The sequence below is a fragment of the Pseudoalteromonas piscicida genome (genome assembly GCF_000238315.3).
Taxonomy (GTDB): Bacteria; Pseudomonadota; Gammaproteobacteria; order Enterobacterales; family Alteromonadaceae; genus Pseudoalteromonas; species Pseudoalteromonas piscicida.
The window spans coordinates 1006250-1031335 of sequence record NZ_CP011924.1 but is presented as its reverse complement, the minus strand read 5'-3'; the positions used below and the strand labels follow the sequence as shown (position 1 = coordinate 1031335).

Genomic DNA, 25086 nt, shown 5'->3' with positions numbered 1-25086 from the left:
GTAAAGTACACGCAAGTTTATATTTATAGTCGATTTTTAATCTCTTCGCTAACTTTAACGATGAAATCATCAATCGATAATTTACCTAAATCTTCACCAGTACGGGTTCTTACTGCAACTTCTTGTTGCTCGACTTCTTTGTCACCCACCACTAGTAAATAAGGTATACGTTTTAAAGTATGCTCGCGGATTTTAAAACCAATCTTCTCATTTCTCAAGTCGGCACAAGCTCTTATTCCAAGTTTATTCAACTTTTGTACAACTTCGTGGACATAATCCGCTTGTTTATCCGTGATATTCATGATCACAACTTGTTTCGGCGCAAGCCAAGTTGGGAACTGACCAGCATATTCTTCCGTTAGAATTCCAATAAAGCGCTCTAGTGAACCCAGAATTGCGCGGTGGATCATAACTGGTGTTTTACGCTCGTTACTTTCCGCAACATAAGTTGCACCTAAACGACCTGGTAGTGCGAAGTCTAATTGCACTGTACCACATTGCCACGCACGCTCTAAACAATCATACAGCGTGAATTCGATCTTAGGACCATAAAACGCCCCTTCACCCGGCAGATATTCAAACTCGATGTTGTTAACTTTTAACGCTTCAGCCAATGCAGCTTCCGCTTTGTCCCATATTTCGTCTTCACCAATGCGCTTTTCTGGACGAGTCGAAAGTTTTACAACAATCTTTTCAAAGCCAAATGTCGAGTAAGTGTCATATACCATTTTGATACAGGCAGATACTTCATCCATGATTTGCTCTTCTGTACAGAAGATATGCGCATCATCTTGAGTAAAGCCACGAACGCGCATCAAGCCATGTAGTGCGCCTGATGGTTCATTACGGTGACAACAGCCAAACTCAGCCATACGTAATGGTAAATCACGGTATGACTTTAGACCTTGGTTAAAGATCTGCACGTGACCTGGGCAGTTCATCGGCTTAATAGCATACTCACGTTTCTCTGACTCAGTCGTGAACATAGCATCTGAGTACTTGTCCCAGTGACCTGATTTTTCCCACAAGCCACGGTCCATCATCAACGGACCTTTTACTTCTTCGTACTGATATTCGCGTAGTTTCTCACGAACAAAATCTTCAAGCTCACGATAAATGCTCCAGCCATCATTATGCCAGAAAACCATGCCTGGCGCTTCTTCTTGCCAATGCCACAGGTCGAGTGCTTTACCAATTTTACGGTGATCACGCTTTTCAGCTTCTTCTAAACGCTTAAGATACGCCTTTAGCTGCTTCTTGTCAGCCCAAGCTGTACCATAAATACGCTGTAACATCTTGTTTTCTGAATTACCGCGCCAATACGCGCCCGCCACTTTCATAATCTTGAAGTGGTGACAGAATTTCATATTTGGTACGTGCGGACCACGACACATATCAACATATTCTTCGTGGTGATATAAACCTGGACGGTCATCTTTCGCGATATTCTCGTCTAGGATTTCCATCTTATAGATTTCACCGCGTGCTGCAAATGCATCGCGCGCTTCTTGCCAGCTCACCTTTTTCTTTACTACGTCGTAGTCGGTTTTTGCCAACTCCAACATGCGTTTTTCAATCGCTTCAAGGTCTTCTTGAGTAAGCGAATGCTCTAAGTCAACATCGTAATAGAAACCGTTGTCGATGGTAGGACCAATCGCCATCTTAGCTTCTGGGAACAATTGTTTTACAGCGTGACCAATCAAGTGCGCACACGAGTGACGAATAATCTCAAGACCGTCGTCGTCTTTTGCGGTGATGATTTCAAGCGCTGAGTCATTTTCGATGAGGTCACAAGCATCAACACGAACGCCATTTACACGGCCAGCAATCGTTGCTTTTGCAAGGCCAGGACCGATGTCTTGAGCGACTTCTAGAGTAGTGACAGGGTTTTCAAAAATACGCTGACTGCCGTCAGGGAGAGTAATAACTGGCATGATAAATCCTATTTACAGTGGTGACACCTACAATGCATCACATGTATTTAATTAATTTTAAAGTGTGCCTATCAACGCTTTTACGAATAAGCATTGTCTTGCGCGAATTATCGCGGCTCATCCGAGGGCTTTCGAATAAGAATCACTATTCTCGCGTGTTACTTGGCTAAGTGCAAGCCTAGAGCTAAAATTAATCTATTAATTTACAAAAACTATTTTGGGATTATTCGTGGCCAAAAAGCGTTATCGGTTTGCAACCTTTAATCTACTAAATTTTGCAGCGCCGCCTTATTCGTTTTATCAACTTCATGAGCACTATAATGAAACACAGTGGCAAACCAAAACTCAGTTTATCACGGGACTCATTCAGCATATAAACCCCGATGTCATTGTGTTTCAAGAAGTCTTCTCACCCGATAGCTTACAGATGCTGTGCGAAGACTTGGGTCTTGTTCACTTTGCCACAGTCGATGCGCCAAGTCCTGATCACGTATACCCATCGGTATTGTTTAAACCCGTGGTCGCTATTGCATCAAAACTACCATTTAAATCCTTTGCGCCGTTAGAGCCCTGCCCCGAGTTACTTGAATACCTCAATAATCAACATCAATTTAAATTCAATCGCACCCCGATAAAATGTAAGTTCGACATTCCAGGCTTCGGGTTACTCGCGTGTTATGCCGTGCACTTTAAGTCTCAACGCGTGCATTCAATGGCCCACATGCTGGGAGATTCCAATCAAGACGACCCGCTACTTACATTACTTCACGAAACCGTAGGTACGATGCAGTCGCAAATCTCACGTTCACTCGAAGCTTCCATCATTTATTACGATGCATTAAAAACACAAAGAGAGAAACAGGCTGCAACGTTGGTGATGGGCGACTTTAATGATGCATTAGACAGCCCAGCATTATCTTTTATGACGCAAGCCTTTCCACCCGTCCTTGCTAGTAATGGCTTTGACAGTGTCGGATTGTTCGACAGTTTTCTTTACGCCGACAACAACCACAAAGTAAAGCCAGCCAGTCATTACTATCAAGGTGAAGGTAACGTACTTGATTACATTCTTTGTTCAAAAGAATTCAATCCCAACCGAGAAACACCCAGAGTGAAGTCGTTACATTACTACAGTTACGATGCTCACCTTGATCCGAAGCGTATGGACGAAGATATTTGCTATTCTGACCATGCAGCGATAGCAATAGAAATAACACTGTGAGATAATTCAGTTTTTGCATAATCTGGACACGAAAATGAGAACACTTGGGGTTGAAATTTCAGGCAGCGAAGCTCTGCTTTGTATGCTAACGAAAGAAGATGATGTTTTTGATATCAGAGACATTCGTCAGCGCCGCTTTACGTTAAGTAACCAAGGGACAGAACTTGATGAAATGCGCAAGTTCCAATTCGACTTTGCAAAACTAGTAGAAGATTACGGCGTAGATTCTATCGCCATTCGTCAGCGCCCACACAAAGGTAAATTCGCAGGTAGTGCGGCTGGTTTTAAAATGGAAGCTGCAATCCAGTTAATTTCAGGTGTGGACGTGCAGTTACTATCTAGCACTGAAGTTAAAGAGCAATTAAAAAGAAACCCAATTCCTGTTGACTATGAAGACACTGGGTTGAAAAAGTTTCAAGAGCAAGCTTTCATCAATGCCTATGTTTATATTCTTCGTAAAACATACGGCAAAGAAGAATAATCATATCAAGGGCCAGCTGTTACTTAACTACTGGCCTTTTTATTTGCTTCCACATTTATCTCCCCTGTAAATAATTCAAATATAAAATACTTGTAAAAAATTTGCTTTTATTTGATTCAGCCCTCCGCGCTTTTATGCTATTAATATAACCGTAATAAACCGCAAGGAGTGGATTTAGGTGTTACCTCAACAATATGGAAAAGCCGTTATTTTTTGCGCATGTTCGCTGATAGCTGTACCAGCATTAGCAAATTCAAGCGCTAACCCTGCTTCTTTAATCTTTGGTGTTAACTCAGATAAACGTGTGTTTGAAAACACACAGTCACTTGAAAGCCAAATTCCAGTCAAAGGACATTTAGATAGTAGCTCAGCAAACATTCAATATGCAGCAACCTATCATTCTATCGTCGGCAATTATTTTGAAGCAGAAAAACTCACCTCTGGGGTGATCAATCCAGATATGTTGCTAAACGATTATCGGCTAGTTCCTGCGTTAGAAATCATAGAACAAAAGGCTGCTGACACGCGTATCACTATGGTAAACGAGGCGTATCATAATGCTAAACACCGAGCGCTAACGATTGCCCTATTGAAGCCTTTATATGAACAAGGCTATCGCTACCTTGCATTAGAAGCCCTCACTCCACAGGTAAGCGTTGAGCAGCAAATCAATAAACACGGCTTTACAACATACGAGCATGGGATCTACACCATGGAAGCGACTTACGCGAGCTTGATATTTGAAGCCAAATCACTTGGCTACGAGATTATTAGTTACGATCACGATTCACAACAAGGTAGAGCCAAAGCCGCAGCTGAACACTTAAAAGAAAAGGTATTTGATAACAATCGTGATGCAAAACTACTCGTTCATCTAGGATTTTCTCAACTAGATGAGCAAAACCAACTGGCGAGTGAACTCAAACAAACATTGAAAATTAATCCACTCACCGTTGATCAGGTTCGCTTATCTGAGGTTCAATCAGTGAGTGGCAATACTCCTTTGCTGCTTGCACGAGTAGCAAGCCAATCTCAGCACTACTCTTCAGATCCGCAACGATTTGATCTTTCTGTAACTTGGCCCAGAACCACGATAATCAATAATAGGCCAAGCTGGCTCTCCTCAACGTTTGATCTACAACAACAATCACTCGGTGTATGTAAAGAGGTTTTTCCATGCTATTTAGAACTGTCATTTTTTGTCGATGAAGGTAAAAAACTCGTCCCAATCGACAAAATTACAGTAGAAAAGCCACATGATCAGGTCTATTTAAAGCACTATTCTACGCCACTGACTTTGAGTAGTTATAATGCTGTCACTGGTGAGCTCATTACACAAAAACAACTCAACCAAAAACAGCTATAATTATTCGTGCAAATTAGGCACCAATCTGTGACTCGCGCATTTCATACTATCAAGGTAGACTAGCTTCTGAACAAATTTAGGGATCATCCATGTATCGAGTATTTGAACGCTTTACCAAGCCCTTTCCCGAGCAAGAAGTTGGTCAGCCACCACAAGGTTTGTTGGCTTTCTGTCGCTTCTACACTAAGGGAATGGAATTACCCTTGCTATTTATGTCGCTAAGTGCCGCGATCCTCGCAATTTTGGAAGTAACATTATTTGGCTTTATGGGTGATTTAGTTGACTGGCTCTCAACTTATACACCACAAACTCTGTTTGAGGCCAAGCAAACCGAGTTAATTCGAATGTCTGTGATCACGTTAGTGGCATTGCCACTGTTAGTCTTTTTTCACAGCGCCATTTTACATCAGAGTTTATTGGGTAATTACCCAATGGCTATTCGCTGGCAGGCACATCGCTACTTGCTAAAGCAGTCTATGACATTCTATCAAAACGAGTTTGCAGGACGTATTGCAACTAAAGTGATGCAAACTGCCCTAGCCGTGCGCGAATCAGTCATGAAACTACTCGATGTGCTGGTATATATTTTAGTGTACTTCACCGCAATGCTCGCGCTTGTTGCAAGCAGTGATATACGTTTGATGATCCCGCTGGTTATTTGGCTTGGCTGCTATATCTGTTTCCAATTTTATTTTGTTCCTAAGTTAAAACGTGTTTCTAGTGAACAGGCTGACGCGCGCTCAGAAATGACAGGAAGGATAGTTGATAGCTACACCAATATTTCAACCGTAAAGCTTTTCTCTTATACCAAACGAGAAGAAGAATATGCTAGAGATAGCATGGATGTATTTATTCAACCTGTATATAAGCAAATGCGCTTAGCAACTAGCTTAAACGTTAGTATTCAGGCCTTAAATTATCTTTTGGTATTTTCCGTCGCGGCACTTTCCATCTATTTATGGTCTTTCAATGCGATAACCGCTGGTGCAATCGCAATTACAGTAGGCTTAGCCTTACGACTAAATGGTATGGCGCAGTGGATAATGTGGGAAATTAGCGGCCTATTCGAAAATATTGGTACAGTTGCAGACGGCATGAACACGCTCTCAAGACCGCTTGATATTGTTGATCAACAAACAGCGCCGCAGTTAGATTTTAAAGCCGGAAAAATCGACTTTTGTAACACTACCTTCGCTTATAAGCGTAAGGATGCAGCGAGACAACATAACGTCATCGATAACCTGAACCTACATATCAAACCCGGCGAGAAAATTGGTGTAGTTGGCCGCTCAGGTGCGGGGAAGTCGACCTTAGTGAACTTATTACTGAGATTCTACGATACCGACGGCGGCAGCATCGAAATTGATGGCCAAAATATTGCTAAAGTAAAGCAGGAAAGCTTACGACGTCATATCGCTATGGTGACGCAAGATACTTCTTTGCTCCATCGCAGCGTACGCGACAATATCCTTTATGGTCGCCCTGATGCATCAGAGGAAGAATTAATAGCCGCAACAAAAGAAGCGCAGGCTTATGATTTTATCCAAGACTTAGAAGACAGCCACGGAAATACCGGCTTTGACGCACAAGTCGGTGAACGTGGTGTGAAACTATCAGGTGGCCAACGCCAACGTATCGCCATTGCTCGTGTATTACTAAAAAATGCGCCAATTTTAATTTTAGACGAAGCCACTTCTGCTTTGGATTCTGAGGTTGAGCAAGCCATCCAAGAGAGCTTAGATGCACTGATGGAAGGTAAAACCGTTATTGCAATTGCCCATAGATTATCCACAATTGCACAAATGGACAGATTAATCGTAATGGATGAAGGTCGGATAGTAGAAGAAGGAAGCCATCAATCCTTGCTAGCCTTAGGTGGTATTTACGCCAAACTTTGGTCGCATCAAACCGGTGGATTTATTGGGGTTGAGTAACGCCGTTACAAAATAGCGCGACCGCCTTTTCAACTAATATATCAAGCTCTGCTTCTGGAAGCGGAGCTTGCCATTTTATCGCGCGTTCCCAATAGCCTAGCTTTTTCAGTGCGCCCAAAAAGTACGCTGCGGCAAAGTCCGCATCAAAACTACCAAGACACCCTGAATTCGCCGCATCTTCGAACCATTGGATCATCGCGGCTTCACAATGACTAAACTTTTCATTTAGATTCTGTGCTTGCTCAAAGCTACGCATCGATTCAATCATCACAATACGCGACAAACGCATATAATCCTCGTCATTCAACAAAGTCATTGCGCTTTTCGCAAGATGTTGCAATTGCACTGAAAAATCATAGTTTGGGATAAATTGTATCGCAGTTATCGGCTTTATCCGCTCAATTAACAGCTCAACAACGGCATCAAAGAGCTCGTCTTTGGTCGAGTAATGTTTGTATAACGTGCGCTTTGATACTTCCGCTGATTGACTGATCGACTCCATCGTCGTCGCCTGCAAGCCTTTTTGAGCGAACTCTTCTATCGCTGCACATAAAATTGACTGCTGTTTTGGTGAAAGTTGCGTCATTTACTTATTCTGTCTTTAATTAATAGTGGGAAAAGCGAGCCTTTGATAGCTGCTACTCACATGGTCAGTTGTATACCAAGAACCACCTCTCTATACAGAGATAAGCCTTCTTTGTAATAAATCAACATTCCCTTTATTTTAATCAATAAAGTCGTTAATAAAAAGTACACATGATCGTATACCTAAATTGAAGAAAAGTACACGCAACCGTTTACCTTTTATTTCTTTAAGTATACACTACCGTTTACTTGTTTAATTGTCGAACAAATAGCCTTTACTTTGGTGTGGTTAAGGTATGAAATGAAGTCACTTGTCTGATTGCATCCAGTCGAGTGTGCGTTATTAAAGGCAAATTGCAAGGTAGTTCCCCGCTAAAGTGGGGGCAGCATACAATGATAATATAGGAATTGGAGTGTTCATGTATCCAGCATCAATACGCAGTCGTGTTAAACACCTATCTTTTTTAATGCTCACGTTAGGCACTTTGTCAGCGTGTTCAGAAGCACCACAGCAAGGGGGCCACGCAATGCCGCCTGCGCAAGTGAGTGTACAACAAGTTACTACTCAATCAGTGCCATTCGATATCGAACTTCCAGCGACCCTCGCGGGTGATAAGGAAGTAGAAATTCGCTCTCGAGTTTCTGGGATAATCGAATCTCGCAACTTTGAGGAAGGTCAGTTTGTAAAAGCTGGTCATTCACTATTCACCATCGAACTTAAACCTTTTGAATTAGCGGTAGACAAAGCGCAGGCAGCACTTCAGGCAGCAAAAGCAAACGTTGATCAAACTAAGCGCGAGAGCGAAAGGCTTGAGCGTTTGAAGAATGAGCGTTCGGTATCAAAGCGCGACTTTGATAACTCAGTATCGGCCTACGATATTGCAGTTGCGAATTTAGAATCTGCAAAAGTCGCATTGAGTGAAGCTAAGCTAGACCTTGAATACGCCAAAGTTGAAGCGCCAGTTTCTGGTATCGTGGGTCGTGAGCTAATGTCAGAAGGCAGTTATGTTTCCGGTCCGAGTGTACTATTAACTGAACTTACTGACATCAGCACTATTCGTGCTCGCTTCGGCTTTTCAGAGCGTGAGCAGCTAACAATGCGCCAAGATGTAGAAAATGGCTCATTGTCATTACCAGCTCATAATGAATTTGATACCACGATTATTCTGCAAGACGGTTCACTCTATGGACAAGCCGGTAAAGTAAACTTTAGCGACGTTAGGGTAAATCGCTTTACGGGTACCAGTGAGTTACAAGCTCGTATTCCTAATGAAAACGGCGAGTTAAGACCGGGTCAATTTGTGCGAGTTAAGCTCTCTGGTGCGGTACGCAATAACGCTATTGTGCTTCCGCAAAAAGCGGTACTAGACAATGGTACGGGGAAATTTGTGTACATTGCTACCAAAAATGAACAAGGTGCAACCGTAGCCCTACCTGCGCCGGTCAAAGTTGGTGAATGGGTCAAGCTTAATAATGAAAATATGTGGGTTATTCGCGAAGGCTTAAAAGAAGGTCAACCTGTCATCGTTGAAGGTATGGCGAGGATCTTCTTCCCTGGTATGCCAGTATCTGTGAGCGAGCAAGGAGAATAATCTGATGTTCTCCAAATATTTCATAAACAGGCCTATTTTTGCCTTTGTTATCTCTATCGTGATAGTGCTTGCCGGGCTTGCTGCAATGCGTAGTTTGCCTGTCGCACAGTATCCCGAAATTACACCACCTCAAGTTGAGGTGCGTGCAGTATATCCTGGTGCATCAGCGGATGTACTAGAACAAACCGTAGCAACTCCTATCGAAAACGCGATTACCGGTGTTGAAGGCATGATGTACATGACATCAACCAGTACCAACTCCGGTGTAACGACTATTGCAGTAACTTTTGAGATTGGAACGGATGTTGATCAAGCCGCGGTAGATGTTAACAACCGTGTTAAGCAAGTCGAGGCTCGTCTCCCTGAAGAAACTAGACGCCAAGGCGTGGTAGTTCAAAAGACATCTTCTAACTTCTTACAAGTACACGCATTCTATTCGCCAGATGGTACTCGAGAAAGTCTCTGGACATCTAACTACGTCACCATGAATATCCTTGACCGCGTCAAACGTATTCCTGGTACGACTAACGTGCAGATCTTCGGTGCTAAAGACTATGCCATGCGTATTTGGTTGCGCCCGGACATTATGAGTCAACTGCAAGTCACAGCAGACGATATAGCGGGAGCAATTAGAGAGCAAAACTCTCAGTATGCAGCGGGTAGTATTGGTGCAACACCGACTTCTCAAGACGCGCAATCGCTAGTTTATAGTGTCACCGCGAAAGGACGTTTATCGACGGCTGAAGAGTTCGAAAATATCATCGTTCGTGCAAACCCTGATGGCTCAACACTGCGCCTTAAGGATGTTGCTCGCGTAGAGCTTGGTTCTAAAGACTATAACTTCCAAGGTACTATTAACGGTAAGGAAGCGGTATTACTCGGTGTATTCTTGCAACCGGGCGCGAATGCGCTTGACGTGGCTAAAGCAGTAGAGGCTGAAATTGAACAGATCAAACCTCAGTTCCCTACTGGCCTCGCTCACGTTAACTCTTACGACACCACACGCTTTGTAGAAGTCTCAATTCGAGAGGTGTTAAAAACGCTTGGTGAAGCAATGATTTTGGTATTCTTAGTGGTTTACCTGTTCTTGCAAAACTGGCGCGCAACGCTAATTCCAACGCTTGCAGTTCCGGTCTCGTTACTTGGTACATTTGCAGGTCTGTATATGCTCGGTTACTCGATTAACACGCTAACGCTGTTCGGCATGGTGTTATCGATTGGTATTGTGGTAGATGACGCCATCGTGGTACTTGAGAATGTCGAGCGTATTATGCATGAGCAAGGCTTGCAGGCTAGAGAAGCCGCAGTTAAAGCGATGCAGGAAGTAAGCGGCCCCGTAGTCGCGATTGTATTGGTATTGTGTTCGGTGTTTGTACCTATCGCTTTCCTAGGTGGGTTAACAGGCGAACTATTCCGCCAATTTGCGATCACAATCTCTATCTCTGTAAGTTTATCCGGTGTGGTTGCACTGACGATGACACCTGCACTTTGTGTATTGCTGCTTAAGCACGAGCACAAACAAGATGCCAAGTTTTTCTTGTGGTTCAATGACTGGTTCCATCGTGTAACCGGACGCTATGTTGGCGCGGTTAGCTTTATGGTTCGCCGTGGTTTTGTAGGCCTAACATTGATGGTAGCGATGATTGGTGCGACAGTATTCCTGTGGCAAAAAACACCAAGCTCTTTGGTACCAGACGAAGACCAAGGTTACTACATGATTGCTGTGTTCTTGCCTGATGGATCTTCATTAGAGCGCACCGCTAAAGTGGCTGATGAAGTAATCGCTGCTGCGAAGTCAAACCCAGCTAACGAAAACGTCGTGGCGTTTACGGGGATGGACTTCATCGGTGGTGGCTTCAAAAACAGCGCGGCGACTATGTTCGTGACGCAAACACATTGGGATGAACGCGATGTGTCGGCGAAGGAACTTGTTGGTGAGCTATTTATGAAAACCGCGCATATTAACGAAGCATTAGTGCTGGCGTTTAACCCACCGCCAATTTTCGGCTTGGGTACAACAGGCGGATTTGAAGTCTTCTTGCAAAATAAAGGCGGCTCTGATCCCGCTAAATTGAAGCAAGGCATGCAGATGATCATGGCCGAGGCGCAGAAGAGCCCTATTCTTACAGGCATTCAAACGCTATGGCGTCCTGATGCTCCGCAGCTAAAGGTGCATATGGATCGTGAACAAGCGCGTGCCATGGGGGTTAATATCAATTCTGCGTTTAACGCACTTGCAGCCAATTTAGGTAATTACTACGTCAACGACTTCAATAAGTTTGGTCGTGCATGGCAGGTGATTATGTCCGCAGAAGCCGAGTTTAGAATGACACCGGAAGATGTTGGCCGCATTTATGTGAAAAACAATCGTGGCGAAATGGTACCAATTTCTGCATTTACGGATGTTGAGTATAGTCGCGGTCCGGAAACCATGAATCGTTACAATAACTTATCTGCAGTTAAGTTAATGGGCGAAGCAGCACCTGGCTACAGCTCAGGTCAAGCTATCGCGGAGTTTGAGCGTATCGCCAACAAAGTGCTACCACCAGATATGACTTACGAGTGGACGGGTTCCGCGTTCCAAGAAAAGCAAAACTCTGGCACAACCGGTATTGCGCTCGGTATGGCCGTGATCATGGTATTTTTGATCCTCGCAGCACTTTATGAGCGCTGGTCATTGCCATTCTCGGTTATGTTAGCGCTACCGTTTGGTACTTTTGGTGCGTTGGTCTCAATCTGGATTGCAGGGCTGACCAACGACGTTTACTTCCAAATCGGCTTGGTTACCCTGCTTGGCCTTGCCAGTAAGAATGCCATTCTTATTGTCGAGTACGCGCTAATGAAGTATCAAGAAGGGTGGAGTCCAGCAACCGCAGCCCTTGAAGCGGCAAGACTGCGTTTTAGACCTATTATCATGACTTCACTTGCTTTCATACTTGGTGTAGTTCCACTGGTGATGAGTTCTGGAGCTGGCGCAGGAGCAAGGCACAGTGTCGGTACTGGCGTAATGGGTGGTATGCTCTCGGCTACCTTCCTCGCAGTATTCTTCTTGCCACTATTCTTCTATTGGCTAATGGCAAGAAGGATGTCAGAGAAGCGTTCTAAGCAAGAGCTTTCAGATGAAATCGCGAAGCATCATAAAGATGAACATGTCGATACAGATGAAGGATTAGCTTAATAACATCCCTTAAGTTAAACCACAAAACGCCTGAACTTTCAGGCGTTTTTTTATATGTCTGATAAAGTTACAACCGCCTTTCCACTATCTTGCCATCACGCACTTTATCACTATCCATTAGTCGTAATTTCATGCTTTTCGTCCAATCGCACTTGATTTTGTCGACAATTAGGTTATCATTGATAAAGCATAATGATAAAAACTAGAGATCAACAGCAAGGACAAGATATGACAACAGAGAGCCAATTAATAAATGCAAGTACACTTACAAAGAGTTACTTCAAAGGCCCCCAAGTAGCACCGCTGACTCACCTCACTATAGGGCAATATCTAGAAGATATTGTCGACAATTACCCAGAAAGAGACGCCATTGTTGTCTCTCATCAATCAGTTCGATTAAATTATCGTGAGTATCTGGCAAAAATAAATCAACTTGCCGCAAGTCTTTTAGCTGTAGGCATACAACCAGGGGATAGAGTTGGGATTTGGTCTCCAAACAATCTTGAATGGAGTCTAGTGCAATTCGCAACCGCTAAAATTGGTGCAATTATGGTGTGCATTAACCCCGCCTATCGCCCAAGTGAGCTTGAATACGTGCTAAACAACGTTGAGTGTAAGATGTTAGTTATGGCGAAGTCTTTTAAACATAGCCATTACGTCGACATGATAAGAGAGCTGGCACCAGAATCTTATGACTGTATGTTTGGCGAATTATCTTCACAGCGCCTTCCCTCACTCAAACAGATTGTGCTTATCGACGAGGATATTGAACCAGGTCTAATGAATTTCAGCACTTTGTTATCTAAAGCTAATGATGCCCACTATCTTGAGGCAAATGCGATTGCAGCCAACCTCAGTGCCTGTGATGCTATCAATATTCAATTTACTTCAGGTACTACTGGCAACCCAAAAGGCGCCACCCTCACCCACAGTAATATCCTCAATAATGGATTGCTCGTCGCCAATGCCATGAAGCTCACAGAGCAAGATAAGCTTTGTATTCCTGTGCCGCTTTATCATTGTTTTGGCATGGTGCTCGGTAATCTCGTTTGTATCAGTAAAGGGGCGTGCGCTGTATTCCCTAACGATAGCTTTGATCCACTTATCACCTTAGAAGTTGTTGAACGAGAAAAATGCACCGGGCTTCATGGTGTACCGACAATGTTTATCGCACAATTAGAACACTCAGACTTTACGCAGTTTGATTTATCTTCGCTGCGCACTGGGGTGATGGCAGGTTCCACCTGCCCAGAAAAGGTCATGCGCCAAGTACAAACCCAAATGCATATGACCGATGTACTCATTGGTTACGGGCAAACCGAGTGCAGCCCAATCAACAATATTACCGAGATCGATTCGCCTGTAGAAAAACGCGTGCAGACTGTTGGTCGCGCGATGCCACATACCGAGGTCAAAATTATTGACGAGCTAGGACATATTGCCCCAATTGGTACGCCTGGTGAAGTATGTGCCAGAGGATATTGTGTAATGAAAGGCTATTGGCAAGACCCAGAAAAAACGGCGGCGACCATAGATGACGACGGCTGGCTACACTCTGGTGATTTAGGGGTAATGGACGACGAAGGTTTCGTTAGCATCGTCGGCCGCATAAAAGACATGATCATTCGCGGTGGCGAGAATATTTACCCCAGAGAAATTGAGGAGGTGCTTTATCATCATGATGATATTCAGGATGCCGCTGTATTTGGGATCAAAGACGAAAAGTATGGTGAGGAAGTATGTGTTTGGGTTCAACTTAAGCCCGGACACTATATTTCGGAAGAAGATATTCGTGTATTTTTAAAAGATAAACTGGCCTATTTCAAAGTACCAAAATACATCAAATTGGTTGACGCCTATCCGATGACGGTAACGGGTAAGCTACAAAAGTTTAAAATGAGAGATCAAATGGAGCAAGAGTTACATCAAACAGCGTAATTTGCGTTCGACATCTTTGTTGCCACGCAAAAGGGTTTTGCGTGGCAACTAAAATAATCCTCTAAAGCAAAATCCTGCCAATAATCTCTTTAGTTAGCCTGCAACGAGTAAGAAGTTCGGTTTAATTAACACACATAAAAGCAATGAATTATTATCATTTTGTTTAACACCTATCGACTTTTGTACCCAAAAGATATAAAACAGTTTTGTTTCTATATACAGGACAATAACAATATGTTTAAATTATCAACAGTTGCCAGTCTTTTGGCATTAAGCTTTACATCGGGTGCTATGGCACAAATATCCTATCTTGAGGACACACGCGACCAAATTAGTATTCAAGATTATAGTTATGAACAAAAAGCGCTTGTAGCTGAGCAAGCGAAACTATTGCTTGACGGTTTATACGTCAATAAATACGCAAAAAACCTGTACTACGGACTTTCTCCGGCCGGACACTTAGACCCAGTAGTTGCAGTAGACGACTTAATCAATAACATGGGAAATCTAAGTTCTTCTCAATTTCATCAGCAGCTGCAAAAGATCTTCTTATCTCAGCGAGATTTTCATTTGGACTATAACTACCCGGCACCAATGAAAAACTTTGTTTCTTTTGTGCCAGTTCATTTTGCACAAACCGTTAATGCAGATGGCAGCAAGGAAGTACGCGTAAACCGCATCTGGCAAAACTACACCGTACTTGCACCAGATACATCAACGGTTTCTTTAGGCGATAAAGTCATTGCATACAACGGCCAAGCAGTGTCTGATGTGGTAAACAACACACTATTCCAAGGCGGTGGGGCTAACCCAGATGGCGGGTTTGTTGGTGCGTTAAACAACTTGACTATCAAATCACATAATAAACAGATGCCGCCACAAAATGACGCGCTAGCGCTTACTTTGGAATCTTACGAAACGGGCGAAATATATAGCGTTAACTTGCCTTGGTTGGTTTATAACGGAAATCCGAGTACACAAGCGAATACAGAAGATGATACAGCGCAGTTTACGCAAAGTATTAACTATGAATTTGCTACATTTAAAGAGTTAGAAGCGGCCGCACAAGATGGTGCTTTAGCCCTAGCAGCGAATGCCACAGCTGAGCCGACGGTAACATGGAATAAGGTGCAAGTAGACGGCGAATCCGTCGGCTACATTAAGATTGCCTCTTTTTCACCTAAAAATGGAACTAACACCGCCCTTGTTGCCATCATAGATATCTTAGATAACCAGCTAAGTGACACGAAAGCACTTATTATTGATGTTAGAAGTAACCCTGGCGGCAATATTCTATACAACGACTATTTGCTACAACTGTTTACACCAAAACGTGTTACTCCATCTCATGTACGTTTTATCAACACACCTGAGAACCACCATATTCTAAATAATTCGCTGTTCGGTACTTACCTAAGTGATAATTGGCACCAAGTATTGGCCGACGTACAAGGCACCAATGAACAATACTCTGCTGCAACCTCATTCATGACAAAAGATGCAGCAAACCAGATTGGTCAGGCATATTATGGTAACGTGGGGGTTTGGGCAAACGCTAACACCTACTCTGCAGGTGATATGTTCACATGTGGTATGCAAGATAATGGTATTGCAACCGTATTTGGACAGCACGAACGTACAGGTGCAGGTGGCGCAAACGTAATTGAGCATGGTTTATTTGTACAGTACGTGGGTGCACCATATCAAGCGCTACCTTATGATCAAAGTATGCGGGTGTCTTGGCGTCAGTCGGTACGTCAAGGTCATCACATCAATGCGCTCATTGAGGACTACGGCTGTGTTGCCAATGAAGTTGTCAGTTATAACGTTGAAGACATATTCGATGGTGATGCTCAAGATTTCAATACGATCGCTCGTAAGTTACTCGCAAAACCCACGGCGCGAGCAACGGTAGCATTTAATTCAGATAGATTTGCGTCGGTTGCTGAAACTAACGGCGTGTATAATTTTGATGTAACCAATACAGAGTACGTAGACGTTTACATTGATGGTACTAAAGTAAAACGTATTTCTGCATTTGCGTATGGTACTCAAGCTAAAACGATTAGCTATACATTACCAAGTAACGTAACGACAGGTACAGTGCAGTTTGTTGGGTTAGATAGTGGTAAAACTCGTTTATGGAATTCAACGAGGTTTTTCTAAAACTTTAGCTACGATTAATTTCTAAAAATGCAGCGGATAAAACCGCTGCATTTCAACCGCCTACATATTTCATGTAGCGCTTACATCACTCTGAAAACTTTGCTCAGTAAAACTCACAACCCCCGCCGACAAGATCTATAACCAATTGTTTTTATTTCACTTTTATTTTGGTTCATTTATTGCTGTTAATTTCTAAATTTTATATGAAGGAAACGAGCAATGACCAAGTGTCCATTAACCACCACAGCTGGTAATCCAATCGCCGATAATCAAAATAGTTTGACCGCAGGTTCTAGAGGCCCCTTATTGGTTGAAGATTACCAGTTAATCGAAAAACTGGCGCATCAAAATAGAGAGCGTATACCAGAGCGTACCGTGCATGCTAAAGGATGGGGTGCGTTTGGAACATTTACGGTAACAAACGACATAAGCCGATATACCAAGGCAAAGCTATTTGCTGAGGTTGGTAAGCAAACCGACATTCTGATGCGCTTTTCAACGGTAGCCGGAGAAAAAGGGGCTGCGGATGCGGAGCGTGACGTAAGAGGTTTCTCGATAAAGTTTTACACTGAAGAAGGAAATTGGGATTTAGTTGGTAATAATACCCCCGTATTTTTTGTCCGTGATCCGTATAAATTCCCTGATTTTATTCACACCCAAAAGCGCCACCCAAAAACCAACTTGCGTTCCAACACTGCGCAATGGGATTTTTGGTCACTGTCGCCAGAAAGCCTGCATCAAGTATTAATTTTAATGTCTGACCGTGGCTTGCCAACAGATGTGAGACACATGAACGGTTATGGCTCTCACACCTTTAGTTTGATTAACGACGAAAACCAAAGAGTTTGGGTGAAGTTTCATATGAAAACCCAACAAGGCCACCAGCATCATACCGATGAAGAGTCAAAATCAGTAATTGGCGAAAGCAGAGAGAGCTTTCAAGAGGACTTGCTTGAAGCCATAGAGCGCGGAAATTATCCGAAATGGGATATGAAAATTCAGGTGATGACTGAAGCGCAAGCAAAACAGTTCCAACACAATCCGTTTGATTTAACCAAAGTCTGGCCGCATGGCGACTTTCCACTCATCGATGTTGGCACACTCGAATTAAATCGCGTACCAGACAATTATTTTGCAGAGATAGAACAAGCCGCATTTAGTCCGTCTAACGTGGTATCTGGCATTGGATTTTCTCCGGATAAAATGTTGCAAGCACGCATTTTCTCCTATGCAGATGCTCACCGCTACCGACTCGGTACGCATTATGAGGCATTACCTGTTAATCGCCCAAAATGCCCTGTGCATCATTATCACAAAGACGGTGCAATGCGATTCTTTAACAATGAACCCGGTGGTAACGAAGATGCTTACTACGAGCCTAACTCGATGGGAGGCCCAAAAGAGAATCCAGAGTATAAACGCCCTGCTCTTGAACTTGAGGGAATGGCGGATAGATACGACCACCGCAAAGACAATGATGATTTTTCACAGCCTCGTGCTCTATATTGCTTATTTGATGATGCCCAAAAGCAGCGCTTGTACGGCAACATAGCACGCGCGATGGCGGGTGTACCTGAACATATCATAGAACGCCAACTTGGGTTATTTAAATCTGTTCACGAAGAACTTGAAGCCGGCGTTAGAACGGCACTGAATAAATAAGATTAACTAACCAATCTGAACAAAAAGCTAGTACCTGAGTGCTAGCTTTTAAAGCTGTTAGATTTGTGACCATGCCTTTTTGGTTCCAAGCGCGTAAGCCCCTCCTATTACCAAACAAATTGAGGAACTCACCAGCCAAAACGTCATGCTGTTATCAGGGATCGTTGGCATGATAAAAACAAAGCCAATTCCCCTTATTAAAAAGATTGCACTTATTATACACAGGGCGATTTTAAGCATAGGTAATTGTCGGATCCGTTTCGCCCCTGAAAACGCGTAGCATGACCAGAGCAGTAAAATCGTAGCGATAACGGCAGTGATAAGGTGAGGATAAATAAACCCTTGCTCCGCCATAGTAGCCATTTCCTCACCGGCACCAAAAAAGCGATACCAAGGTGCACCGAAGATGATGCAGCCAATGTGCGCCACTGCTGCAATGACTGTACACACACCCGCGAAGAGTAAAAAATGGTTGGTCGTTTGAGTTTGCGCGTTCAAATTCATTTCCCTATATTGTCAACTTGCTTGAGTATCGCTGTTCTGCCTTTGCCTGTCGATAGATATGCGCTCAACCGGTTTTATTTGTAGGTCGTGATTTATCTGACCAAAGGATTTCTGCCGCCTAAGATACGGCATTAAAACCCAAAGATCGCGGGGTGAACCCGCTCCCACCCTACATACGTTTAGTAAAAAGTGAAGTCAATAAAATAAACCTGTGAAGCTTATTATTTGTAGGTCGTGATTTATCACGACAAAGAGATTTCCGCCGCCTGAAATACGGCATTAAAACCAAAAAGATCGCGGGGTGAACCCGCTCCTACCAGAAATTGAGCTTTTAGGACAATATTTGCTTTAGCAGCGCAGCTGACTGGTAGATTGTGATTTATCACGACAAAGAGATTTTCGCTGCTTAAGATACGCCATTAAAACCCAAATATCGCGGAGTGAATCCGCTCCCACCCGATATGGGTTGGTGCAATGACAACGCTATGCTTTAGGTGCAACGAGAGGCAGATCAAACTGCACCATTAGTCCGCCCTTTTCGCGATTAAATAGCTTAAGTTGTCCACCGTGGGCAATGGCAACTTCATTACAAATACTAAGTCCTATGCCTGTGCCACTGGGTTTAGTAGAAAAGAATGGCAGTACTGCGTTTGCTAGCTTTTCTTCTTCCATCCCTGCGCCTCTGTCAACAACTACAACGATTAGTCGTTGGTAGTCAACCAGCAGCTTCACACCTATTTCGCTCACCTCTGAGCCTGATTCGTGTGCATTCTTTATTAAGTTTATCATCACCTGCTCTACCTGTATGGGATCAAAAAAAGCGCGCTCCAAAGGAAGTGCTGCCAGCAAAGTAAAATCATAAAGCTTACCAACGGTATCAAGTAAGGGCTGCAAGGGTTGCTCTGTAATATGTGGCGCAGGTAATCTTGCAAATTCGCTATATTTAGCCACAAATTCACTCAAGTTTTCGGTGCGGCGGTTAATCGTCGAAAGCATTTCGGGCAATAGTTGAATAAGGGCGTGGTTTTGCTCTTTGGCGCTTCGCTCTACAATTGTATTTGCGGAGTTCGTCAACGAAGAAATGGGCGCTAATGAATTATTGAGCTCATGACTTATCAGCCGAATGGCGTTTTTCCAAAGCCCTACCTCTTGGCGGCTCATTTCGCTAGATAGGTTTTGACACATAAGCAACACATGCGGCTGGTGGTTGAGTGTGATACTCTGCCTTGAAAAGTAATAGCTCTGCTTTTCATCATTGGCTTGAAAAGTCACAAACCCGGATTCTTTTTGTAGCAAAATTGTTTGCAGCTTAGGATCTGCATTCGCGATGGCATGATGAAGTACAAGGCCACTTAAAGATTTTTTGTTATTGAGTAATTTCCCAGCTTTGTCGTTGGCATATACAACCTGATCAAACTGATTGAGTAATATAATCGACACCGGCGACACCTGCAAAATGGTATCGAGTAGTAACTCCCTTTGGCTAGTAGCGTGGCGCTGCTTTTTTAGTGTTGTCGATAAACGATTATATTCCAAAATTAGATCAGACATTTCTATGCTTTCAAAATGCGTAATTTGAACTGAAAAGTCTTGATCTTTAAAACTGCGGATCCCGTCCGTTAAGCAATCTATGATCCGTTGTTGGCGAGAGAAAAAGTAACTGATACCGATAACGCCTACTACCGCCGCAACAAGTAGCCCCAGTGGAATTGCCAGAGTAAATGGTATTGCAAATAAAGCTGCCAGCCATAGAATAGCCGCAAACACTAATAGTGATACAAATAGGCATGCAGACACCGCTGCTTGAAGAGACACCATCATTTTAAGCCAAACTTCTCCATTCTCCGGTATAGTGCTTGCCGACTTAACCCAAGCTTTCTTGCGGCTTTACTGACTACGCCATCAGCGCTGTCTAATGCGGCTTCGATATCTGCTTGTGTATATTCAAGCGGCTCTTCATGTTGTGGTGTTTGAATTGCTAAATGCTCACACTCAATTTCTTGCCCGGGGCTCAATAGCACAGCACGACCTATGGTGTTTTCAAGCTCCCTAACGTTTCCAGGCCAAGTATGATGCTTTAACTGCTTCATTGCCGCGTTGCTTATCGTTTTATTGCTCGGTAAAAAATTCTCCACCAACACCGTAATATCTTCTTTGCGTTCAGATAATGGCGCTAGCTTCAGCTCAATCATGTTAATTCGGTAATACAAGTCTTCTCTAAAACTACCCGCGCGAATGGCCTCTGGTAAATTACTGTTGGTGGCACTGATCACCCTAACGCTCACCTTTTTGGTCACGTTACTGCCAACGCGCTCAAACTCACCGCTTTGTAAAACCCTCAGTAATTTTTGTTGCCCTGTCAAAGACAAGTTGCCGATTTCATCCAAAAACAAAGTGCCACCATCGGCGGCTTCAAAACGTCCAGCCCTCGATTTTTGTGCGCCTGTATAAGCACCACTTTCAACCCCAAATAACTCGGCCTCAATGAGGTCCGCCGGAATAGCCCCCGCATTCACTTTAATAAAGGGTTTATGTTTATAGCTGCTATTGGCTTGCACGATTTCTGCAATTTTCTCTTTACCAGCGCCGTTTGGTCCTGTGATCAGAATTGGCGCGTCGGAGTGCGCAACCTGCGTCGCCATTTCAAGCAAGCTCAACATGGCCGGATCGGCAACCACCACACCACACAGGTCGTATTGCGCTTTTAGCTTTTGTAATCTGACATTACGCTGATTAGCAGCACTACTCACCTGCTCTTGCAATTCACGCATTTCGAGCAAATTTTTCACTGAGGTGACGAGTTTATGGTCTTTCCAAGGTTTGGCTAAGTAGTCTGCCGCACCATCTTTTATTAGCTCTACCGCCATTTCAAGGTTTGTCCAAGCCGTCAATAAAATGATTGGCAAATCAGGCTCTAAATCTCGAATGGCTTTATACAGGGCTTTACCTTCCGCACCGCTGGTGGTGTCTCGGGTAAAGTTCATATCTTGAATAACTAAGTCGAACTGTTTGCTACGAACCTTCTCTAGGCCCAGCTGCGGAGAGGTAACACCTTCACACGGAATATCATTGAGCAACAAAAGGACTTTAATGGCTTGAATTACATCCGGATTATCGTCAATTACCAATACACTCATGAACGCTTTTTATCCTAATTTGTAGATTTAGCCCCTTTCGGGGCTTTGTTGTTTTTATTCTTAACTGGATTTCGTTACTTGTGCCGGCGACACTTTCGCAGCTTCCTTGGCTGGCAGGTACACCGCCAATGTACTCACAAGCCAAGTAAAAATAGCTACCCCAACCAACAACGGGATCTCTACCACACTTTGCACGCGAACATTATTCATCAAAAAATAGTAAAGCAAAATCGAGAGACCAAAGCCTAGCACTAAACCGATAAAGACTAAAATTGTATTTTCTTTAATTAAAGACCACATCACTTTGCCTTTAGATGCACCTAACGCACGAAGTACACCATGATCTTTCTTTCTTAGGCTAACAGAAAAACTGACAAGTGCGACAATACCAAGCGCGGTGACCACGCATGCTATGATGCTTATACCTGCCATGGTGAGTGCAAAGGTGCTACGGCCATCCCACAAACGTTTTTTTGCTCTGGCAACAAACTCTACTCGCTCAACCATTCGTCCGTTGGTGTGATAAAGTGCCGTTTCAACTTCTTCTAGCACTCGCTCAGACACGCCTTTTTCAACTCTGACTAAATAATTTGCCCGTTGACGGTTACCCCAAATGACTTCAGGTACAACCCCCGAATTGTAGGGTTGTTGATTGTATGTTGCGCCTTCTCCAAGCATTTTACCTTTATAAACACCAACTACTTGATGTGGAATGCGTTGTCTTGAAATATACACCGTCTGTCCAAGAGCAGAGTCATCACCAAATAAGGACGTGGCAAGGTCGTCACTTATCATAATAACGCCTGCATTTTTTGTTGCCTCATCACCTTTGATAAATTCGCTGGCATAAAATCTACGCCCCTCAACGAGTTCAAGCCCAAGTACATCTACCCCTTTTTCATCTAAGCCAAAGTAGCCGAACACGCTGTAGTCTGTTTCTGGTTGGGTATCTTTAAAAATAGTCCATCCAGGGCCTAAGCTGTTTAATACCAGCTCTCTACCAGCATAAGATGCGGCAACGACCCCAGGCACATTTTCAATCGCTTGAATATCCTTTTCTATAAGCGACTGCATGTCTACCGAGGTATCAAATACTCGCGTCGTTACGTTGAGAATTTGTTGCTCTTCCAACTTTGAAGGAATTAGCCAGTTTTGTAGCGTTGCATAGCTGATAAACGCCGTATTGCTGACTATCATCACGGTGATCGCGATTTGTAGAATGATTAACAGTGCAATACTTTTTTGCTTTAAGATCAGTTTCAAAATATGTTTAATCGCCATACTTACCCCCTTAACTCTGCAGCTGGTGATATACGGCTACTACGGTATACCGGATATAATCCAGATATCCCAACCGCCAAGAAAATACCTGTCGTCGTCCAAAGTGCCAGCTCACCATCGAACTGATAGATTTGACGAACTTGCTCGGCAAACGCCATATAATCCGTCTGATACATACGCAAATGGAACATCAACTCGAGTCCTGCAAATGCTAGTACAAAACCAAGCACGACAGAGGCAACTGTGAGCATCAAAATCTCTAAAAAGTGAATTTGCATTATGACCCCACGGTTTGCGCCGAGCGCTCGATAGAGGGAAATAAGCTTGCGATTAGCTTGGAATTTGGCGAGCAGAATGCCAACGGTATTCACTAAACAAATGCCAAATAGTAAATACGCAAACGTCAGGTAAATGGCTTCCCATGCCATAAAACGCTGGATCAAAATATAGAGCTCGCCCATGCTATAAAAGTCGGTAAGATTTTTATGTTGAAAGCGACCGACCGCTTGCTGATTTGCAATATAGCTATTCAACCACGTTTTTAATTCCGCGAGGTGTGCTGTTCCCATATCATTTTGGTATTGGAACCAAACCGTCAAATAACCACATTCAGCACTTTTCAGCATGTCGATATTGCCGCTACGCGGGTTAGTTTCGGTGTATAAATCGTCGGTTCTACACGATACTTGCCCTGTTCGTGGAAAGCTTTGCACATAGGCATAATTTAGCGGGATAAAAGCATCGTGATTGTAATTATTACTAAAGCTCAAATCTTGGAAACGACGTTTATAATTGCTTAAATCAACCACGCCCACGACTTGTATTTGTTCGCCTTGAACTTGAATAAACTGCCCGACAGAATTCGCCCCACCAAAAAGATGATCATTAGCATTTTTACTGATCACAGCGACCGCTTCACCACTTTGCTGGCTTTGTTCACTCCAAGAAGCTCCGTGGATAAACGGCGCATCTAGTACACTAAACATCTCTCTATCTGTGCCAGAAGCTTCTACACTAATAGGCCTAACTGAGTTATCCGCCAGCCCCACAATAAACTCTGTGGTGTAGTTAAATGATAGATGCTCGTATGGTATATCTGCTTGCTTAAGCGCCTCTGCATCTTGATATGTCCAGCGAGGAAATTGGTTGAAATCGACAACGTCTTGGTCGCCATCAAAAAAATTCAGGCCCGCGGTGTACAAGTAATCCCCCTTATGACCAATCACCTCACTACTGCTTTGTTTTACAATGGCTGACATCGTCAACATTAACGTGATCCCAACTGCAAGGTTGATCACCATCAATGCACTTAGCTTGGGTTTTTGCTTTAATCCCTGCCAAGCTAACAGTATTAGCTCTTTCATTGCTTGCTCCTACACTGCCAATTCGGTTAACTGAGATTTAGTGATGTCGGTTAACTCACCATCAAGAATTTGGATATTACGACCCGCTCTTCGAGCCAGCTCATTGTCATGGGTTACCATAATCAATGTGGTGCCCGCCTGATTCACTTCTTGTAATAAATCCATCACTTGCCTTGCCATTAAGCTGTCTAAATTACCCGTTGGTTCATCCGCTAAAAGGAAGCGCGGTTTCCCCGCCAGCGCTCTGGCAATAGCCACACGCTGCTGCTGCCCACCACTCAACTGTGCCGGATAGTGCTTCATTCGGCTTGCAAGCCCAACGAGTTCAAGCGCTTCCTCAATGCGCTTTTTACGCTCACTGGCTTTTATTCCCCTAAAAATAAGGGGAACTTCAACGTTGTCATATAAAGATAAGTCGCTGATAAGATTAAAGCCTTGGAAGATAAAGCCAATTTTTTCGTTTCGTAGTTGTGATAGCTTTTTATCGTTAAGATTGGCAACGTTTTCACCATCTAGAAAATAGTCACCGCGCTCAAAACGCTCTAACAAACCGGCAATGTTCAAAAAGGTCGTTTTGCCTGATCCTGACGGGCCTGTGACCGCAATAAACTCCCCTTCTTCAATGGTTAAATTGACATTGCTGAGTGCATGGGTCTCAATCATATCTGTGCGATAGATTTTGCTTACTTCATTCATTTTTAACATTGTCTATTCCTTCTCATTCTTATTCGGTACGCAAGAT

General features: G+C 43.5%; 17 protein-coding genes. 9 read left to right on the top strand and 8 right to left on the bottom strand.

Features of this window, described 5'->3' with window-relative positions; all coding sequences use genetic code 11:
- Window positions 1–23: 23 nt before the first annotated feature.
- A complete protein-coding gene (gene thrS / locus PPIS_RS04800) occupies window positions 24–1934 on the bottom strand; it encodes a threonine--tRNA ligase (protein ID WP_010376970.1) in 1911 nt (636 codons plus the stop codon).
- Window positions 1935–2163: 229 nt separating this feature from the next.
- Here thrS and PPIS_RS04795 point away from each other — a divergent pair, with 229 nt between their 5' ends.
- From PPIS_RS04795 to PPIS_RS04780, 4 genes are all read left to right on the top strand, one after another.
- A complete protein-coding gene (locus tag PPIS_RS04795; RefSeq protein ID WP_010376969.1) occupies window positions 2164–3156 on the top strand; it encodes an endonuclease/exonuclease/phosphatase family protein in 993 nt (330 codons plus the stop codon).
- A 34-nt stretch (window positions 3157–3190) separates the two neighbouring features.
- Window positions 3191–3637, top strand: a complete 447-nt coding sequence (locus tag PPIS_RS04790) for a DUF3010 family protein (RefSeq protein ID WP_010376968.1) — start codon at window positions 3191–3193, stop codon at window positions 3635–3637.
- 178 nt (window positions 3638–3815) lie between these two features.
- Window positions 3816–5003: a hypothetical protein gene (locus PPIS_RS04785; RefSeq protein ID WP_010376967.1), complete on the top strand. Its 1188-nt coding sequence runs from the start codon at window positions 3816–3818 to the stop codon at window positions 5001–5003.
- A gap of 89 nt (window positions 5004–5092) precedes the next feature.
- The gene (locus PPIS_RS04780) at window positions 5093–6937 is read left to right on the top strand and encodes an ABC transporter ATP-binding protein (RefSeq protein WP_010376965.1); all 1845 of its coding nucleotides are present in this window, start codon (window positions 5093–5095) and stop codon (window positions 6935–6937) included.
- On the opposite strand, the gene PPIS_RS04775 is transcribed toward PPIS_RS04780, so the two are convergent.
- Window positions 6921–7523 carry a TetR/AcrR family transcriptional regulator gene (locus tag PPIS_RS04775; RefSeq protein WP_010376963.1) on the bottom strand — a complete coding sequence of 201 codons (603 nt, stop codon included), beginning with the start codon at window positions 7521–7523 and terminating at the stop codon, window positions 6921–6923. The two genes, PPIS_RS04780 and PPIS_RS04775, sit on opposite strands and share 17 nt — an antisense overlap.
- A 418-nt stretch (window positions 7524–7941) precedes the next feature.
- On the opposite strand from PPIS_RS04775, the gene PPIS_RS04770 reads away from it, so the two are divergent.
- The 5 genes from PPIS_RS04770 (at window position 7942) to PPIS_RS04750 (ending at window position 18058) form a co-directional block, all read left to right on the top strand.
- Window positions 7942–9114 carry an efflux RND transporter periplasmic adaptor subunit gene (locus tag PPIS_RS04770; RefSeq protein ID WP_010376961.1) on the top strand — a complete coding sequence of 391 codons (1173 nt, stop codon included), beginning with the start codon at window positions 7942–7944 and terminating at the stop codon, window positions 9112–9114.
- A 4-nt stretch (window positions 9115–9118) separates the two neighbouring features.
- Window positions 9119–12292 carry an efflux RND transporter permease subunit gene (locus PPIS_RS04765; RefSeq protein ID WP_010376959.1) on the top strand — a complete coding sequence of 1058 codons (3174 nt, stop codon included), beginning with the start codon at window positions 9119–9121 and terminating at the stop codon, window positions 12290–12292.
- Between the two features lie 228 nt (window positions 12293–12520).
- Window positions 12521–14230: an AMP-binding protein gene (locus tag PPIS_RS04760; RefSeq protein ID WP_010376956.1), complete on the top strand. Its 1710-nt coding sequence runs from the start codon at window positions 12521–12523 to the stop codon at window positions 14228–14230.
- Between the two features lie 234 nt (window positions 14231–14464).
- On the top strand, window positions 14465–16396 hold the full coding sequence (locus tag PPIS_RS04755) for a S41 family peptidase (protein WP_010376954.1): 1932 nt from the start codon (window positions 14465–14467) through the stop codon (window positions 16394–16396).
- A 219-nt stretch (window positions 16397–16615) separates the two neighbouring features.
- Window positions 16616–18058, top strand: coding sequence for a catalase (locus PPIS_RS04750; RefSeq protein WP_010376952.1), 1443 nt, complete (start codon window positions 16616–16618; stop codon window positions 18056–18058).
- Between the two features lie 57 nt (window positions 18059–18115).
- Here the strand turns inward: PPIS_RS04750 and PPIS_RS04745 are convergent, their stop codons facing one another.
- The 6 genes from PPIS_RS04745 to PPIS_RS04720 all read right to left on the bottom strand — a co-directional run bounded on the left by PPIS_RS04745 (window position 18116) and on the right by PPIS_RS04720 (window position 25049).
- Entirely contained in the window at window positions 18116–18562 is a 447-nt protein-coding gene (locus PPIS_RS04745; protein ID WP_019647539.1) for a hypothetical protein, read from the bottom strand.
- 483 nt (window positions 18563–19045) lie between these two features.
- On the bottom strand, window positions 19046–20383 hold the full coding sequence (locus tag PPIS_RS04740) for a sensor histidine kinase (protein WP_010376948.1): 1338 nt from the start codon (window positions 20381–20383) through the stop codon (window positions 19046–19048).
- The gene (locus tag PPIS_RS04735) at window positions 20380–21699 is read right to left on the bottom strand and encodes a sigma-54-dependent transcriptional regulator (RefSeq protein ID WP_010376946.1); all 1320 of its coding nucleotides are present in this window, start codon (window positions 21697–21699) and stop codon (window positions 20380–20382) included. The genes PPIS_RS04740 and PPIS_RS04735 overlap by 4 nt, the downstream gene beginning before the upstream one ends.
- Window positions 21700–21759: 60 nt before the next feature.
- Window positions 21760–22980 carry an ABC transporter permease gene (locus tag PPIS_RS04730; RefSeq protein ID WP_010376944.1) on the bottom strand — a complete coding sequence of 407 codons (1221 nt, stop codon included), beginning with the start codon at window positions 22978–22980 and terminating at the stop codon, window positions 21760–21762.
- A gap of 2 nt (window positions 22981–22982) precedes the next feature.
- The gene (locus PPIS_RS04725) at window positions 22983–24344 is read right to left on the bottom strand and encodes an ABC transporter permease (RefSeq protein WP_010376942.1); all 1362 of its coding nucleotides are present in this window, start codon (window positions 24342–24344) and stop codon (window positions 22983–22985) included.
- A gap of 9 nt (window positions 24345–24353) precedes the next feature.
- Entirely contained in the window at window positions 24354–25049 is a 696-nt protein-coding gene (locus PPIS_RS04720; RefSeq protein ID WP_010376940.1) for an ABC transporter ATP-binding protein, read from the bottom strand.
- Window positions 25050–25086 lie beyond the last annotated feature (37 nt).

Bases quoted from the DNA above. Each gene is read 5' to 3' on its own strand.
- PPIS_RS04770 (WP_010376961.1), top strand. From the start codon at position 7,942: ATGTATCCAGCATCAATACGCAGTCGTGTTAAACACCTATCTTTTTTA.
- PPIS_RS04730 (WP_010376944.1), bottom strand. From the start codon at position 22,980: ATGGCGATTAAACATATTTTGAAACTGATCTTAAAGCAAAAAAGTATT.
- PPIS_RS04780 (WP_010376965.1), top strand. From the start codon at position 5,093: ATGTATCGAGTATTTGAACGCTTTACCAAGCCCTTTCCCGAGCAAGAA.
- PPIS_RS04790 (WP_010376968.1), top strand. From the start codon at position 3,191: ATGAGAACACTTGGGGTTGAAATTTCAGGCAGCGAAGCTCTGCTTTGT.
- PPIS_RS04750 (WP_010376952.1), top strand. From the start codon at position 16,616: ATGACCAAGTGTCCATTAACCACCACAGCTGGTAATCCAATCGCCGAT.
- PPIS_RS04735 (WP_010376946.1), bottom strand. From the start codon at position 21,699: ATGAGTGTATTGGTAATTGACGATAATCCGGATGTAATTCAAGCCATT.
- thrS (WP_010376970.1), bottom strand. From the start codon at position 1,934: ATGCCAGTTATTACTCTCCCTGACGGCAGTCAGCGTATTTTTGAAAAC.
- PPIS_RS04765 (WP_010376959.1), top strand. From the start codon at position 9,119: ATGTTCTCCAAATATTTCATAAACAGGCCTATTTTTGCCTTTGTTATC.
- PPIS_RS04740 (WP_010376948.1), bottom strand. From the start codon at position 20,383: ATGATGGTGTCTCTTCAAGCAGCGGTGTCTGCATGCCTATTTGTATCA.
- PPIS_RS04755 (WP_010376954.1), top strand. From the start codon at position 14,465: ATGTTTAAATTATCAACAGTTGCCAGTCTTTTGGCATTAAGCTTTACA.
- PPIS_RS04760 (WP_010376956.1), top strand. From the start codon at position 12,521: ATGACAACAGAGAGCCAATTAATAAATGCAAGTACACTTACAAAGAGT.
- PPIS_RS04775 (WP_010376963.1), bottom strand. From the start codon at position 7,523: ATGACGCAACTTTCACCAAAACAGCAGTCAATTTTATGTGCAGCGATA.
- PPIS_RS04720 (WP_010376940.1), bottom strand. From the start codon at position 25,049: ATGTTAAAAATGAATGAAGTAAGCAAAATCTATCGCACAGATATGATT.
- PPIS_RS04745 (WP_019647539.1), bottom strand. From the start codon at position 18,562: ATGAATTTGAACGCGCAAACTCAAACGACCAACCATTTTTTACTCTTC.
- PPIS_RS04725 (WP_010376942.1), bottom strand. From the start codon at position 24,344: ATGAAAGAGCTAATACTGTTAGCTTGGCAGGGATTAAAGCAAAAACCC.